Raw genomic sequence first — 14526 nt, 5'->3', positions numbered from 1 at the left:
TGCTTATGCCGGCGGCCTGCGGCGGACAAGAAAATGCCCGCCGGAGGGCGGGCCGAATCGTACAAAGGGATGGAATCAGGCGATATCAGGCCGCCGCGAAGGCGGTCCAGCCATAGGCCGGCGCCACGCTCTTGGTTTGCGGCGGGCTATTGAAAAAGCTCAAGCTGCGTCGCAGCACTTCGGCGCGCTCATTGTCCACCATCACCATGTGATAGCTGTTGGACAAGGGCATGAAATCCACCGGGCCGCCCAGGTATTGCATCAGGTAGTGGGCGGAGCGCGGGCTGGTGATGTCGTCTTCGTCGGCGTGGACGATCAGCGTCGGACAGGTGATTTCCGCCAGATGGCGCATCAGTTGGCGGCGCAGGCCGTCCACTTCGCGGATGCAGGCCAGCGGAATGTAGGCGTAGTGGAAGCGGTCGCCGCGCTCGAAACGCTGCTGGATGGCCTTGCGGATGCGCACGTTCTTGATGCCGAACGGCGACACTTCCGGCACGCGCATTTTCTTCGCCAGGCCCGGGATGTGGTAGACGATATGGCGGGCCCAGGTCAGTTTGGGCAGGCTCCAGCCGTCCAGGAACATCGGCGGCGCGTACAGCGCCAGCTTGTCCTGATGGTTTTCGCGGCGCGCCACTTCCAGCGCCACCAGGCCGCCCAGGCAGACCCCGGCCAGATGCACGACCTTGTGCTTGGCCTTCAGCGCGCGGTATTCGCCGCGAATGCTTTCCACCCATTCTTCCCAGCGCACGTCCAGCAAATCTTCCGGCGAGCCGCCGTGACCGGGCAGGACCGGGGTGTGGGTAACGATGTCGGCGTCTTCCAGCGTGCGGCCGAGCGCGCCCAAATCGTAGGCAGTGCCGCCAAGGCCGTGTACCAGCAACGCCGCCGGTCGAGTGGAAACCATTCTGCATATTCCAGGTGAGACGATGATGGGGATTATCGGCAAACGCTGGCAAGCGGTCTGTGGGCTTCCTGTCGACGCTTTGTGACGATGAGTGACTTATTGCGGCGGCAAGGCGGGCTGAGCAATGATCATGCGGAAGCGCGCGCCGCCCAGATCGCTTGCGCCGGCGCTGGCCTGGCCGTTGTGGTGCTCGGCGATCAGCCGCACGAAGGATAGGCCCAGGCCATGGCCGCCGGTGGCGCGGTCGCGGCTTCTGTCCAGGCGCAGGAAGGGTTCGAATACCTTGTCTCGATCCTCTTCCGGAATGCCGCAGCCGTCGTCGTCCACTTCGATGATCAGCAGGGCGTCCTGGTGATAGACCTTCATCCTGACCTGGCCGTGCGCGTACTTGAACGCGTTCAACAGCAGGTTGCGGCTGGCGATGTACATCAGTTTGCGGTCGAAGGCGCCGCGTTCGTGCGCGCACTCCAGCGTCAGCGCCAGATGGGGAGGCTTCAGCGGGGTGACCAGATCGACCAGATCGTCGAACCAGTCGAACAGCTCCACCGTCTCCAGATGCAGCGGGACTTCGCTGCGTTTGAGCTTGGAGAATTCCATGCTGGAGCTGATCAGCTCTTCCAGCTCCTGCATGTCGCGCTCCATGCCGTCGCGGTAGCGCTGCCATTCGTCCGGATTTTCTTCCTCCTCCAGCATGGTCAGGCCGAAGCGCAGCCGAGCGATGGGGGTGCGGATTTCGTGGGCGATGGCGTGCGATAGCGCCTGGCGGGTCTCCATCTGCCGCTCCAGCCGCGAGGCCATGCTGTTGAAGGCCAGCGGCAGCGGCGCGAACAAGCGGCTGCTGGCGGAGTGGGCGCGCGCGCTGAAATCTCCCTCGGCGAAGGCTTCCGCTGTGCGGCGCACTTCCAGCAGGTCGGCCCAGAGCGGCCGCAGGATGAAGTAGAGCAGGGAGCCCAAGGTGGAGCCGGACAGCACCATCCAGATCAGCAGTACCTCGATGTCTTCGCTGATCCAGGTGCTGTCGCTGGACTGCACGTCCAGCGGCCCCAGCGCCAGCAAACGCTTGTCGCCGGGAACGGCGATGTAGAGCAACTGGCTGTCGTCGTCCAGATAGGGTTTGCCCTGGCGCAGGGTGGCCGAGGCGGCCGCGGCGACCTCCGGCGGCGGAGCGTCCACCAGGCGCAGCGGATAGCTGAAGCGGGCGGCCAGCGCGGATAGCGTAGCTTCCCGGTGTTGCGGCGCTTGGCTGGCCAGCTTGTCCTGCAGCAGCGAGACGGTGCCGTTCATGAAGCGAAGCTTGTCCGCTTGATCGCTGTTCTGGTACAACTTGGTCACCAGGAAGCCGAAGCCGATGATGATCAAAAGCTGGATCAGCATGGTGATCAGGAAGTAGCGGGCGAACAGCGTGCCCAGCGTCGGCTTGAGCCAGCCGCGGATATTTTTTGGCGACACGCTCACTCCCAGTCGCTGCGCGAAAACAGATAGCCCTTGCCGCGCACGGTCTTGATCCTGGCCGGCGTGTCGGGATTGTCGCCCAGCTTGCGGCGCAGCCGCGAGATGCGGGCGTCGATGGAGCGGTCCAGACCGTCGAAGCCTATACCGCGCAGCTCGCTCATGATGTCGTCGCGCGACAGCACTTGGCCGGCATGGGTGGCCAATAGCCACAGCAGGTCGAATTCGGCGGTGGTCAGCTCGATCTGCTCCTCGCCCAGCACCGCTTCGCGCGTCGCCTGGCTGATGTGGAACTGGCCGAAGGAGATGCCGTCGTTTTCCACGGTGACGCCCATCGCGCCGCCTTCGGCGCGCGCGGCGCTGCGCCGCAACAGCGCGCGGATGCGCGCCAGCAGCCGGCGCGGCTCCACCGGCTTGGCCAGATAGTCGTCCGCGCCCAGTTCCAGGCCCAGGATTTCGTCCACGTCCTCGTCGCGCGCCGTCATCATCAGGATGCGGCCGCCGTAGTGCGGGCGAACGTCGCGGCAGACGTCGAAGCCTTCCTTGCCCGGCAGCATCACATCCAGCACCACCAGATCGGGGCGCAATTCCAGGATGGTCGCCGGCGCGGTGTCGCCCCGGCCGTGCAGGCTGACCTGATAACCGTGCTTGGTCAGGTAGGCTGCTATCAGTTCCGCCAATCTGGCGTCGTCTTCCACGATCAGAATATGTTGTGCCATTGCGTATTCAAGGGATGCAATCGTCAGCAAAAATAGTAACACGCGTTGCCAGCGCTTGGCAGGCCGCGCTTTTGCTCTAATTTTCCTTGAGTTTCATTTGGCATGCCGACAGAATCTGAAGGGTAGAACCATACCCGGACACCGGCCGGCAGATGGGCTGTCGCCGCGGCAAGCTGGGGGAAATAGAGAACAGGGACGCCTTATGCAACAAATCAAGCAGTATGCCGTTTGGCTGCTGGTGGCGCTGGCGGGAGCCACGGCCTTCGCCATGGTGGCGCTGAACCGCGGCGAAACGATCAACGCGGTATGGCTGGTGGTGGCCGCCCTGTCGGTGTATGCGATCGCCTACCGCTTCTACGGGCGCTTCATCGCCGAAAAGGTGCTGGAGCTGGACGCGCGCCGGCTGACTCCGGCCGAGAAGTTCAACGACGGCCTCGATTACGTGCCCACCAATAAATGGGTGGTGTTCGGCCATCACTTCGCCGCCATCGCCGGCGCCGGCCCGCTGGTGGGCCCGGTGCTGGCCGCGCAGATGGGCTACCTGCCCGGCACGCTGTGGATTCTGGTCGGCGTGATGCTGGCCGGCGCGGTGCAGGATTTCCTGACACTGTTCCTGTCCATGCGCCGCGACGGCAAGTCGCTGGGCGAGATGATACGCCAGGAGCTGGGTGACGCCGCCGGCGTGATCGCCTCCATCGGCGTGTTGATGATCATGGTTATCCTGCTGGCGGTGCTGGCGCTGGTGGTGGTCAAGGCGCTGGCCGACAGCCCGTGGGGCACCTTCACCATCGCCTGCACCATCCCCATCGCCCTGTTCATGGGCGTGTACAGCCGCTTCATCCGGCCGGGCAAGATAGGCGAGATCTCGGTGCTGGGCTTCATCCTGTTGATGCTGGCCATCGTTTACGGCGGCGACGTGGCCAAGAGCCCCACGCTGGCGCCGCTGTTCACGCTGAAGGGCACCACGTTGGCCTGGACGCTGATCGGCTACGGCTTCATCGCCTCGGTGCTGCCGGTGTGGCTGCTGCTGGCCCCGCGCGACTACCTGTCCACCTTCCTGAAAATCGGCACCATCGCCGGCCTGGCCGTCGGCATCCTGGTGGTGGCGCCGCCGTTGCACATGCCCTCGGTCACCAAGTTCATCGACGGCAGCGGCCCGGTGTTCGCCGGCAACTTGTTCCCCTTCCTGTTCATCACCATCGCCTGCGGCGCGGTGTCCGGCTTCCACTCGCTGGTGGCCTCCGGCACCACGCCCAAGCTGGTGGAGAATGAAACCCAGGCGCGGATGATAGGCTACGGCGCCATGCTGGTGGAGAGCTTCGTCGCCATCATGGCGCTGATCGCCGCCTGCGTGCTGGATCCGGGCGTCTACTTCGCCATGAACAGCCCGGCGGCCTTGATCGGCAAAACCGCCGTCGACGCGGCGCAAGTGATCTCCGGCTGGGGCTTCGTCATCACGCCGGACGCGCTGACCCAGCTGGCGGCCGATGTCGGCGAGCACACTGTGCTGTCGCGCGCCGGCGGCGCGCCGACGCTGGCGGTGGGCATGGCCCACATCTTGTCCGGCGTGATAGGCGGCAAGACCATGATGGCCTTCTGGTACCACTTCGCCATCCTGTTCGAAGCGCTGTTCATCCTGACCACGGTGGATGCGGGCACCCGGGTGCTGCGTTTCATGATTCAGGACCTGCTGGGCCTGGCGATCAAACCCATGGCCAACACCGAGTCGTGGGTCGCCAACTTCGTCGCCACCGGCCTCGCCGTTTCCGCCTGGGGCTACTTCCTGTATCAGGGCGTGGTCGACCCGCTGGGCGGCATCAATACGCTGTGGCCGCTGTTCGGCATCGCCAACCAGATGCTGGCAGGCATCGCGCTGACCCTGGCCACCGTGGTGCTGGTGAAGATGCGGAAGACGCGCTACGTGTGGGTGACCGCGCTGCCCACCGTCTGGCTGCTGTTGGCCACGCTGACGGCTGGCTGGCAAAAGCTGTTCCACTCCAGCCCCAAGATCAGCTTCCTGACCCATGCCGACAAGTTCTCCGCCGCCGCGGCCAAGGGCGAACTGTTGGCGCCGGCCAAGAATATGGCGCAAATGCAGCAAATCATCTTCAATGATTATGTGGACGCCACGCTGACCGCGCTGTTCATGGCGGTGGTGCTGGCGATGCTGGCGTTCGGCATCCACGTGATCCGCAAGTCGCTGGCGGTGAAGTGGGTGACGGCTAAGGAAGTGCCGGCGGTATACCGGCAGGAGGGCGCGAATGGCTGAGTTATGGAGGGCGGCGGTGGCCACCGCCCGGCTGATGGTGGGGCAGCGCGACTACGAGGCCTATGTCGGCCGCCGCCGCCGCTTCGACCCGGAGGCCCAGGTGATGAGCCGCGAGGAATTTTTCCGCTATTGCCAGGAGCAGCGCTACGGCGGCAAGGGCGTGAAGAAGTGCCCGTGCTGATTGCTGCGCGAGCTTGAACGAAAACCGCCCGGCGTGTGCCGGGCGGTTTGTTTTTCACGGGATGGCGTCAATGCAGCAGCGTCGTCACCCCGGCATTGATCAGCCCGCCGCCTACGATCAGCCAGCCGAACAAGGCGCTGGCCAGCAACAGCGGCTTGGCGCCGGCCTGGCGGATGGCGGACAGGTGGGTGGTGACGCCCAGTGCGCCCATCGCGGCGGCCAGCAGCAGGTTATCCAGCGCGATGATTTGTTGCAGCAGCGCGTGCGGCAGTAGGTTGAAGGAGTTGAGGCCGGCCACGGCGAGGAAAGCGACGGCGAACCACGGAATGGAGATGGGCTGCTTTTGCGCTTGGCCGCCGCTGCGCTTGTTCGCCAGCCAGGCGGACAGGCCGATCAGGAAGGGCGCCAGCATCATCACGCGTATCATCTTGGTGATGACGGCAGTGTTCATCGCCGCGTCGCTGATCGATTTGCCGGCGGCGACGGCCTGCGCCACTTCATGGATGGTGGAGCCGGCGAACAGGCCGTAGCTGAATTCCGTAATGCCCAGGTGGCGCACCGCCTCGTACATCAGCGGCCACAGGAACATGGCGGCGGTGCCGAACACCACCACCGTGGCCACGGCTACCGCCACTTTTTCGGCATGGGCCTTCAGCACGGGTTCGGTGGCCAGCACCGCGGCCGCGCCGCAGATGGAGCTGCCGGCGCCGATCAGGATCACGCTCTGCTCATCCAGGCCCAGCTTTTTGCGGCCTAGCCAGAACGCCAGGAAGAAGGTGGAGGTCAGCACCAGCGCGTCTATCAATACGCCGGAGAAGCCGACCGCGGCGATGTCCTGGAAAGTCAGCTTGAAGCCGAACAGGATGATGCCGGCGCGCAGCAGCTTTTGCTTGGAAAACGCGATGCCGTGGTGGCTGGGCGCGGCGATGAAGCGGTAGACGGTGTTGCCGATCACCATGCCGGCCAAAATGGCGATGGTCAGGGCGGAGAAGCCCAGGCTTTTCATGGCCGGCAGCTCGGCCGCCCAGATGGCGGCGCCGGCCAGGCCCAGCGATAGCGCCAGGCCGGGGATTAGATTGCGATAGTTGTTCATATGCTCATTCCTCTTCGCTATATGTGCAACGATACGCCTGTGTGTTTAAGTAAAAAAACGGATAAAATTAATATATAAAATTAGAAAAATTACTAAGGAGCGGCCATGAGTCTGCGCATCAGCCTGCGCGAGCTGGAAGTTTTCGTCGCGGTGGCGGAGTGGGGCACGGTGACGCGCGCCGCCGAGCAGGTGGCGCTGACGCAGTCGGCGGCCAGCCAGGCGCTGGACAAGCTGGAGCAAGGCCTGGGCGCCAAGCTGTTCGACCGAGTCGGCCGCCGCCTGCTGATCAACGAGCATGGCCGCCTGCTGCTGCCGCGCGCGCGCGCGCTGCTGGACGCGGCGGGAGACATGCAGGACTTGTTCCACGGCGGCGAGCTGGCGCTTCGCATAGGCGCCAGCACCACCATCGCCAACTACTTGCTGCCGCCGCTGCTGGCGGCCTTCCGCCGGGACTGGCCGCAGGCGCGGCTAGAGCTGGAGGTGGCCAACACCCGCGACATCGTCGAGGCGGTGGCGGCGTTCCGCGTCGACTTCGGCCTGATCGAGGGGCCCTGCCATCATCCCGAGCTGCTGGCCACGCCCTGGCGGCAGGACGAGCTGCTGGTGTTCGCCGCGGCGGATCATCCGCTGGCGGGCCGCAAAGCGGCGCTGGCCGAGCTGGCCGAGGCCGGCTGGATTCTGCGGGAAGCCGGTTCCGGCACCCGAGAGGAGGTGGAGCGCGCGCTGCTGCCGCATTTGCACCGGCTGGCCATCAATATGGAGCTGGGCCATTCCGAGGCGATCAAGCACGCGGTAGCTGCGGGGCTGGGCGTCAGTTGCCTGTCGCGCCATGTGGTGGCGGATTTGCTGGCGGCTGGCGGCATCGTCGAACTGGACGCCGATCTGCCCCAATTGACCCGTACTCTGTGGCGCATCCAGCATCGGGATAAATCCGTCAGCCGCGGCATGGAAGCATTTGACGGCTATTTGCAATGAAAAGCGGGCAAAACCCCGCATGAGGTTTTGCCCGTTTCGACATCAGGGATGAGGTTAGTGCGCTCCGCTGTCGCCGCCGGCGGCGGTGAACGGCGGTTTGGCGAACCACACCAGGCCGATCAGCAGCACGAACAGGATGCCGGAGACCCAGAAGATCTCGTTGGCGGCCATGATGTAGCCCTGCTTGGTGATCTGCAGCTGGGTCAGCGCCTGCTGCTGGTTGCTGCCCAGGCCGAGCTTGCCCATGGCGTCGAACCAGGACACCGATGCTGGATCGTATTGCGTCACGTGCTCGGTCAGCTTGGAGTGATGCAGCGCCTCGCGGCGGTCCCACATCGTCGTCGTGATCGAGGTGCCTATGCTGCCCGCCAGAATCCGCAGGAAGTTGGACAAGCTGGACGCGCTGGCGATGCGCGACGGGTGCAGGCCGGACAGCGTGATGGTGGTCAGCGGCATGAAGAAGCAGGCCACGCCTATGCCCTGCACCAACTGCGGCCACATCACGTACAGGAAGCCCATGTCCGGGTTGAAGGTGCTGCGCCAGAAGAAGCAAATGGCGTACACGCTGAAGCTGACGGTGACGATCCAGCGCATGTCCCAGCGGTGCGCGTTCTTGCCTATGATGGGCGACAGCACCACCGGAATCAGGCCGATGGGCGCGGCGGCCAGGCCGGCCCAGGTGGCGGTGTAGCCGAGCTGGGTTTGCAGCATCAAGGGCAGCAGCACCACGGCGCCGAAGTACAGCATGAAGCCCAGGCTGATGGCGACGGTGCCGACGGTGAAGTTGCGCTGCTTGAACAGCGTCAGGTCGACGATGGGGTGTTCCTCGCCCAGTTCCCAGATCACCAGGTAAGCCAGCGCCAGGAAGGCGACCACGGCCAGGGTGACGACCTCGGCCGAGTTGAACCAGTCCAGCTCCTTGCCGCGGTCCAGCACCATTTGCAGCGAGCCCACGCCCACCACCAGCAGCGCCAGGCCTATCTTGTCGATAGGCAGGTCCACCGCGTCGGTTTCCCGGCTCTTCAAGATGCGCCAGGAAATGAAGGCCGCGGCGATGCCCACCGGCACGTTGATGTAGAAGATCCAGCCCCAGTGCCAGTTGTCGCTGATGACGCCGCCCAGAATCGGGCCGAACACGGGCGCGACGATCACCGTCATCGCCCATAGCGCCAGCGCCATGCTCTTCTTGGCCGGCGGATAGCAGGCCAGCAGCAGGCTTTGCGACAGCGGAATCATCGGTCCGGCCACTGCGCCTTGCAGCACGCGGAAGAAGATCAGCATTTCCAGGCTGCCCGACATGCCGCACAGCCAGGAAGTCAGCACGAACAGCAGGGTGGAAGCGGTGAATAGCTTCACTTCGCCGAAGCGCTTGGCCAGCCAGCCGGTCAAGGGCACCGAGATGGCGTTGGCCACGCCGAAGGAAGTAATCACCCAGGTGCCCTGGCTGGTGGCGGCGCCCAGATTGCCCGAAATGGTGGGCAAGGCCACATTGGCGATGGTGGTGTCCAGCACTTGCATGAACACCGACATCGACAGGGCCAGCGTGATCCAGACCAGTTTCGAGCCGCTCAGCGGCGGATGGTTCATGGCGGAGTCCTTACTTGCCGGCGTTGGCGGCCAGGATTTCAGCCACCAGCTTGTCAGCCTGCTTCAGGTCCGGCAGGGTGGCGTTGTTTTCGCTGGCGGCTTGCGCCGGCGCGGCTTCGGCCAGGGACTGGCCATCCTGCTTGCTGGTGTCCACCACCACGTCCATGGACAGGCCGACGCGCAGCGGATGGTTCTTCAAGTCCTGAGGATCCAGCGCGATGCGCACCGGCACGCGCTGCACCACCTTGATCCAGTTGCCGGTGGCGTTTTGCGGCGGCAGCAGCGAGAAGGCGCTGCCGGTGCCGGCGGCCAGACCCTGCACCTTGCCGTGGTAGACCACCTTGCCGCCGTAGAGGTCGGACTTCAGCTCCACCGGCTGGCCGACGCGGATCTTGGCCAGCTGGCCTTCCTTGAAGTTGGCGTCCACCCACAGGTTTTCCAGCGGCACCACGGCCATCAGCGGCGTGCCGGCGGCGATGCGCTGGCCCACTTGCACATTGCGGCGGGCGACGGTGCCGGCCAGCGGCGCCTTGATTTGAGTGCGCTGCAGCGCGAGCCAGGCTTCCTTCAGGCGGCTGGCGGCGGCCTTCACCGCCGGCTGCTGCGCCAGCTCATCCTTGCCCACCAGGGCGAGGCCGGCCTTGGCCTGTTCCTGGGCGGCGGTCAGCGCGGCTTGGGCGGCGGCGACAGCGTCGTTGGCATGGCCCAGTTCCTCGGCCGACATCGCCTCGCTGCCGGCCAGTTGCTTGCGGCGCTTCAGGTCGGCTTCGGCGCGGGCGAGCTCGGCCTGGCGCAGCGCGGTCTGGGCGTCCAGTTGCTGGCTGCTGGCCATCAGTTGGCGGGTCTGGCGCACGGCCTGGGCGAATTCGTTGCGGGCGCGTTCGAAGGCCAGCTTGGCGTCGCTGTCGTCGTAGCTGACCAGTACCTGGCCGGCCTTGACCGCGACGGTGTCGTCCACCAGCACCTTGGCGACGGTGCCGCCGATTTCCGGCGTGACTTGCACTAGGTGGCCGCCGACATAGGCGTCGTCGGTGTCTTGCTGGTGGCTCAGCACCAGGGTCCAGTAGGCGCCGTAGGCGACGGCGACGGCGGCGAACAGCGTGGTGGCGACCAGCAGATTGCGTTTGCGGCTCTTGGCGGTTTCCAGTTTCTTGTCCATTGCGGTGTCTATCCTTAGCGGGTGGCGGTTTCGGCTTGGAAGCCGCCGCCCAGAGCGGTATTCAGGGAGGTCCAGGCCAGACGGCTGGCGGCCGTGGCGTCGATGAAGGCGGATTGCTGGCCGAGCACGGCGTCTTGCGCATCCAGCAGAGACAGCTTGTTGACCAGGCCGGCGCGCAGGCGGGCGGCCATGGCGTCATTGGCTTTGCGGCTGCTGTCCAGCGCGCGTTCGGCCTGCTTCAGCTGGCGCTGGCTGTTCTGCCAGCCGGAAACGGCGTCGGCGGCGTCGCGCAGCGCGTCCAGCACGGTCTGGTTGTATTGCTGCACCGCCATGTCGTAGCCGGCCTGTTGGCGGGCCAGATTGGATTGCAACTGGCCGGAGTGGAATAGGGGCAGGCTGATGGCCGGCATGAAGCCCCACAGCGAAGAGCCGCTTTTCCACAGTTGGTCCATTTCCAGCGAGCTTTGGCCGGCGAAGGCTGTCAGCTTGACGTTGGGGTAGAACTCGGCGCGCGCTTCCTTGACCGATTGATCCATGGATTCGACGCGGGCGCGCTGGGCGGCGATGTCGGGACGGCGTCCCAGCAGATTGGCGTCCAGGCGGTCCAGCGCGGGCGCGGGGGGCAGGGCCAGCGCGGCCGCGTTCAGGCCGGCTTCGGCCTGCGGCCCCTGGCCGCTCAGCGCGGCCAGGGCATGGCGATTGCGCTCGATGTCGGCGCTTAGCGCGCTTTGCTGCTGTTCCAGCCGCTCGGTGGAGATTTCATTGCCGCGTTGATTGTCGCCCGGCAGCAGGCCGGCGTTGACGCGGGCCTGGGTCAGCGCGTGGCGGCTCTGGGCAATGGCCAGGCGTTGCTCGATCAGCTTGGCTTGGGCCTGATTGCGCTGCAGCTGGGTGTATTGGGCGATCACCGCCTGAGTCAGCAGCAGGCGGGTCTGCTGGCCCTCGTAGGCGATGGCTTGTTGCTGGCCGAGCGCGGCGCCGATGGCGGCGTGGTTCTTGCCCCAGAAGTCGAACTCCCAGCTGCCCACCAGCGCGGCGGTGTAGGCGTCGACCCGATCCTTGCGCAACAGCGGCTGCAATTGATCGGTGTTCAACTGCACCATATTGGCGGTGGCATCGAGTTGCGGGCCGTCCTTGCTTTCGGCGATGCCGACCGCGGCGCGCGCCTGGCGCAGGCGCGCGGCGGCCAGCTTCAGCGACGGCGAGTCCTTCAGCGTGGCCTCGAGCAGCTTCTCCAGCGCGGGGTCGTTCAGCTGGCGCCACCAGTCGGCGGCGACGCTCTGTTTGCCGGGCATGGCCAGCTTCAGCTGTTCGGCGCTCAGCGCCTGATCCGGCGTGACGTCGGGGCCGAAACTGGCGCAACCGCTGATCACGGCGCTAAGCAGCAGCGCGCCGGCGGTTTGGGGCCATGATTTCTTGTTCACCTGGTCGGTCTCCAATCGATGTGTCTAGCTCGTGGCGTGATTGCTTGATTGATAATCACGCAAGTTATTATTTGGTCGAGGCTGCCTTTTCAGCGCCGCGTGGCGTTCAGCCGCCCAATTGGCTCAGCAGCTTGCGCATCAGCCGTTCCAGCTGCTGCTTTTCTTCGGGGTCGAAATCAGCCCACAGCTGCTTGTGCAGTTCGCGCGAGTGCGGCAGCAGACTCTCTACCAGCGCCACACCGGACGGCGTCAGCTCCAGCACGATCTTGCGGCGGTCTTCGGCGCTGGCCGAGCGCGCGGCCCAGCCGTTTTTCACCAGCTCGTCGGCGATGCGGGTGGCGTTGGTGCGCGACGAGTCCAGGGTTTCGCTGATGTCGGACGGATTCAGCGCCTGCTTGGGACAGGCATACAGCGCCAGCAGGGCCATCCAGACGGTTTCGTTCAGGCCGTGCTCCTTCAGGCTGTCGCACAAATGGGCGCTCAGCCGCGGCACGATGTGGAACAGCAGCCGGGTCAGGATGACTTCCTGGCGGGGCACGCCGGGAAAGCGGGCCTCCACGCGGCTGATGGCCTGTTCGAGTTGGGAGAAGGATTTGTTTGGACTCATGCTCGCATTTTAGTAACGTAGGTTACTATTTTTCAAGTGACAATAACGCTATTCATGAGTTGAGCGGCTGTCTGTGGCGAAATGGCCACGCGCAGGCCGGCGTTGCCGGTCTGGCAGAGCGGAGTATGAGGGAGAGCAGGGGCGAGCGAAGCGGCGGCGAGGCAGGCGGCCCGCGCGCGAGGGAAAAGGCGAGCCGATCAGCTCGCCGGCGCTCAACGGTTCAACAGGCTCAGCACTTGTTCCGGCGGCCGCCCGACCACGGCGCGGTCTTCGCTCACGGCGATGGGGCGCTCGATCAGGTTGGGATTGTCGACCATGGCGGCGATCAGGTGCTTGCGTTCCAGCGTGATGTCGTCCAGATAGAGATCGATATATTCATCTTCTTTCTTGCGCATCAGCTCGCGCGGCTCCATGCCGAGCAGGACTAGCAGACGCTCCAGCTCTTCCAGAGACGGCGGATGCTTCAGGTACTCGATGACTTCGATCTCGGCGCCGGCTTCTTCCAGCAGGGCCAGCGCGGCGCGCGACTTAGAACATTTAGGATTGTGATAGAAGCGAATCATGGGGCTTCTCCCTTGTTATGGGCGGGGATCTGCGGCATGGACCCAGCATAACTCGCGGGCAGTGGCTTGGAAAGGGGCGGCATGGCGGCGCTGCCGGTAGGAAATGGCCAGGCGAGTTTTGATCATCCTGCTTCATATAGTGGTTTTACCGGAAGCGCGTAGCCGCTACCATGCAGGCATTCCTTCAAGCCGCCATATCATGTCCACCTCTTCGCGCAATCATTTAGGTTTGGCGGCGTTACTGGCCGCCTTGTCCACCTTAGGGCCGTTTTCCATCGATACTTTCCTGCCGGCGATGCGGGCCATAGGCGACAGCCTGGCGGCCTCGCCGCTGGAAATGCAACAGGCCTTGACCGTCTATCTGTTCTGTTACGCGCTGATGATGCTGTGGCACGGCTCGATTTCCGATGCTGTCGGCCGGCGTCCGGTGGTGTTGGTGACTACGCTGCTGTTCGGCCTGGCTTCGATAGGCTGCGCCCTGTCGCAGAGCCTGGGCTCGTTGTTGTTGTTCCGCGCCTTGCAGGGGTTGTGCGGCGGGGCCGGCCTGGTGGTGGGGCGCGCCATCATCCGTGACAAGCTGGATGGGGCGGCCGCGCAGCGGCTGATGTCGCAGGTGACCATGCTGTTTTCGCTGTCGCCGGCCATCGCGCCAGTGGTGGGCGGCTGGTTGTTCGGCGCTTTCGGCTGGCACTCCATCTTCGTTTTCATGGGTTTGATCGGTTTCGCCCTGTTCGTCTTGTCCTGGTTCGCGCTGGAGGAGACGCATCATCACGCTGCGCGGCAGCCTTTAAAGGTGAAATACCTGCTGGCCAATTACTGGCAAGTGGGGCGCAAGCCGGATTTCCAGCTGCTGACGGCGGCAGTGTCGTTCAATTTCGCGGCTTTTTTCCTGTACATCCCTTCCGCGCCGGTGTTTTTGATGCAGCATCTGCATCTGGGGCCCAGCCAGTTCCTGTGGCTGTTCGGGCCGGCGGTGTCGGGCATCATGTTCGGCGCCTTTCTGTCGGGACGCATGGCTGGCCATTTCAGTCCGCGCGAGATCGTCAGTCGCGGCTACTGGCTGATGTTCATCGCCGCTGCGCTGAATCTGGCCTACAACCTGGCTGTGGATGAGCAGGCGCTGCCGTGGGCGGTGCTGCCGCTGGCGCTGTACACCACGGGCATGTCGCTGGTGGCGCCATCTATCACGCTGAACCTGATGGATCAATTCCCGTCGTTGCGCGGCACGGTGTCGTCGCTGCAGGGCTTCTGCCAGACCATGATGTCCAGCCTGGTGGCCGGGGTTCTGGCGCCGATGGCCTGGTCCAGTCCGTTGCGGCTGGCGGCAGTCATGAGCGTTTTGCTGGTTTTGGGATTCGTTTGCCGGATGGGATATCGGCTGCGGCAGGGACTGCAGAAAACTGCCTGGCGTGGCGACTGATGTGACGCGTTTTGCTGTTCTTCCGATCAGGGCGTGTTGTTGTGGTGTAAGTTCAGGGCCTCCGCACTCGAACGGCATGTATGACTCGCTGAGTAGTCAAAGCCTTGCATAAGCCGCTAGGAATCGCGTCTACTACCCGACTTTGCCCGCATGAATGTGAGCACGCCTGGAGTCAG

The 14526-nt window shown here is 64.6% G+C and carries 13 protein-coding genes; 4 read left to right on the top strand and 9 right to left on the bottom strand.

What is annotated here, in order from left to right; translation table 11 throughout:
• Positions 1-85: 85 nt before the first annotated feature.
• The 3 genes from C2I19_RS01210 to C2I19_RS01200 all read right to left on the bottom strand — a co-directional run bounded on the left by C2I19_RS01210 (position 86) and on the right by C2I19_RS01200 (position 3072).
• Positions 86-904 (bottom strand): alpha/beta hydrolase, encoded by an 819-nt coding sequence (locus tag C2I19_RS01210; RefSeq protein ID WP_103900906.1) that lies wholly within the window; start codon positions 902-904, stop codon positions 86-88.
• 96 nt (positions 905-1000) lie between these two features.
• Positions 1001-2353 carry an ATP-binding protein gene (locus tag C2I19_RS01205; RefSeq protein WP_103900957.1) on the bottom strand — a complete coding sequence of 451 codons (1353 nt, stop codon included), beginning with the start codon at positions 2351-2353 and terminating at the stop codon, positions 1001-1003.
• Between the two features lie 2 nt (positions 2354-2355).
• A complete protein-coding gene (locus C2I19_RS01200; RefSeq protein ID WP_103900905.1) occupies positions 2356-3072 on the bottom strand; it encodes a winged helix-turn-helix domain-containing protein in 717 nt (238 codons plus the stop codon).
• Between the two features lie 202 nt (positions 3073-3274).
• Between C2I19_RS01200 and C2I19_RS01195 the strand changes: the two genes are divergently transcribed.
• Positions 3275-5341: a carbon starvation CstA family protein gene (locus tag C2I19_RS01195; protein ID WP_103900904.1), complete on the top strand. Its 2067-nt coding sequence runs from the start codon at positions 3275-3277 to the stop codon at positions 5339-5341.
• The gene (locus tag C2I19_RS01190; protein ID WP_103900903.1) at positions 5334-5522 is read left to right on the top strand and encodes a YbdD/YjiX family protein; all 189 of its coding nucleotides are present in this window, start codon (positions 5334-5336) and stop codon (positions 5520-5522) included. The genes C2I19_RS01195 and C2I19_RS01190 overlap by 8 nt, the downstream gene beginning before the upstream one ends.
• A gap of 67 nt (positions 5523-5589) precedes the next feature.
• Here C2I19_RS01190 and C2I19_RS01185 read toward each other — a convergent pair whose 3' ends face one another.
• Complete coding sequence (locus tag C2I19_RS01185; protein WP_103900902.1) at positions 5590-6615, bottom strand: YeiH family protein; 1026 nt, start codon at positions 6613-6615, stop codon at positions 5590-5592.
• A 105-nt stretch (positions 6616-6720) separates the two neighbouring features.
• Here C2I19_RS01185 and C2I19_RS01180 point away from each other — a divergent pair, with 105 nt between their 5' ends.
• On the top strand, positions 6721-7590 hold the full coding sequence (locus C2I19_RS01180) for a LysR family transcriptional regulator (protein ID WP_103900901.1): 870 nt from the start codon (positions 6721-6723) through the stop codon (positions 7588-7590).
• A 54-nt stretch (positions 7591-7644) separates the two neighbouring features.
• Here the strand turns inward: C2I19_RS01180 and C2I19_RS01175 are convergent, their stop codons facing one another.
• The 5 genes from C2I19_RS01175 to arsC form a co-directional block, all read right to left on the bottom strand.
• The gene (locus C2I19_RS01175; RefSeq protein ID WP_103900900.1) at positions 7645-9177 is read right to left on the bottom strand and encodes a DHA2 family efflux MFS transporter permease subunit; all 1533 of its coding nucleotides are present in this window, start codon (positions 9175-9177) and stop codon (positions 7645-7647) included.
• A gap of 10 nt (positions 9178-9187) precedes the next feature.
• The gene (locus C2I19_RS01170; RefSeq protein ID WP_103900899.1) at positions 9188-10336 is read right to left on the bottom strand and encodes an EmrA/EmrK family multidrug efflux transporter periplasmic adaptor subunit; all 1149 of its coding nucleotides are present in this window, start codon (positions 10334-10336) and stop codon (positions 9188-9190) included.
• A 14-nt stretch (positions 10337-10350) separates the two neighbouring features.
• Positions 10351-11760: an efflux transporter outer membrane subunit gene (locus C2I19_RS01165; RefSeq protein ID WP_233201057.1), complete on the bottom strand. Its 1410-nt coding sequence runs from the start codon at positions 11758-11760 to the stop codon at positions 10351-10353.
• A gap of 106 nt (positions 11761-11866) precedes the next feature.
• On the bottom strand, positions 11867-12367 hold the full coding sequence (locus C2I19_RS01160; RefSeq protein WP_103900897.1) for a MarR family transcriptional regulator: 501 nt from the start codon (positions 12365-12367) through the stop codon (positions 11867-11869).
• Between the two features lie 212 nt (positions 12368-12579).
• Positions 12580-12930: an arsenate reductase (glutaredoxin) gene (gene arsC / locus C2I19_RS01155; RefSeq protein WP_103900896.1), complete on the bottom strand. Its 351-nt coding sequence runs from the start codon at positions 12928-12930 to the stop codon at positions 12580-12582.
• 199 nt (positions 12931-13129) lie between these two features.
• Here arsC and C2I19_RS01150 point away from each other — a divergent pair, with 199 nt between their 5' ends.
• A complete protein-coding gene (locus C2I19_RS01150; protein ID WP_103900895.1) occupies positions 13130-14350 on the top strand; it encodes a multidrug effflux MFS transporter in 1221 nt (406 codons plus the stop codon).
• The last annotated feature ends 176 nt before the right edge of the window (positions 14351-14526 follow it).

The sequence above is a fragment of the Chromobacterium alticapitis genome, assembly GCF_002924365.1.
Taxonomy (GTDB): Bacteria; Pseudomonadota; Gammaproteobacteria; order Burkholderiales; family Chromobacteriaceae; genus Chromobacterium; species Chromobacterium alticapitis.
This window is presented reverse-complemented; position numbering and strand designations above follow the sequence as displayed.

Bases quoted from the DNA above. Each gene is read 5' to 3' on its own strand.
- C2I19_RS01200 (WP_103900905.1), bottom strand. From the start codon at position 3,072: ATGGCACAACATATTCTGATCGTGGAAGACGACGCCAGATTGGCGGAA.
- C2I19_RS01170 (WP_103900899.1), bottom strand. From the start codon at position 10,336: ATGGACAAGAAACTGGAAACCGCCAAGAGCCGCAAACGCAATCTGCTG.
- C2I19_RS01175 (WP_103900900.1), bottom strand. From the start codon at position 9,177: ATGAACCATCCGCCGCTGAGCGGCTCGAAACTGGTCTGGATCACGCTG.
- C2I19_RS01210 (WP_103900906.1), bottom strand. From the start codon at position 904: ATGGTTTCCACTCGACCGGCGGCGTTGCTGGTACACGGCCTTGGCGGC.
- C2I19_RS01190 (WP_103900903.1), top strand. From the start codon at position 5,334: ATGGCTGAGTTATGGAGGGCGGCGGTGGCCACCGCCCGGCTGATGGTG.
- C2I19_RS01195 (WP_103900904.1), top strand. From the start codon at position 3,275: ATGCAACAAATCAAGCAGTATGCCGTTTGGCTGCTGGTGGCGCTGGCG.
- C2I19_RS01180 (WP_103900901.1), top strand. From the start codon at position 6,721: ATGAGTCTGCGCATCAGCCTGCGCGAGCTGGAAGTTTTCGTCGCGGTG.
- arsC (WP_103900896.1), bottom strand. From the start codon at position 12,930: ATGATTCGCTTCTATCACAATCCTAAATGTTCTAAGTCGCGCGCCGCG.
- C2I19_RS01150 (WP_103900895.1), top strand. From the start codon at position 13,130: ATGTCCACCTCTTCGCGCAATCATTTAGGTTTGGCGGCGTTACTGGCC.
- C2I19_RS01185 (WP_103900902.1), bottom strand. From the start codon at position 6,615: ATGAACAACTATCGCAATCTAATCCCCGGCCTGGCGCTATCGCTGGGC.
- C2I19_RS01160 (WP_103900897.1), bottom strand. From the start codon at position 12,367: ATGAGTCCAAACAAATCCTTCTCCCAACTCGAACAGGCCATCAGCCGC.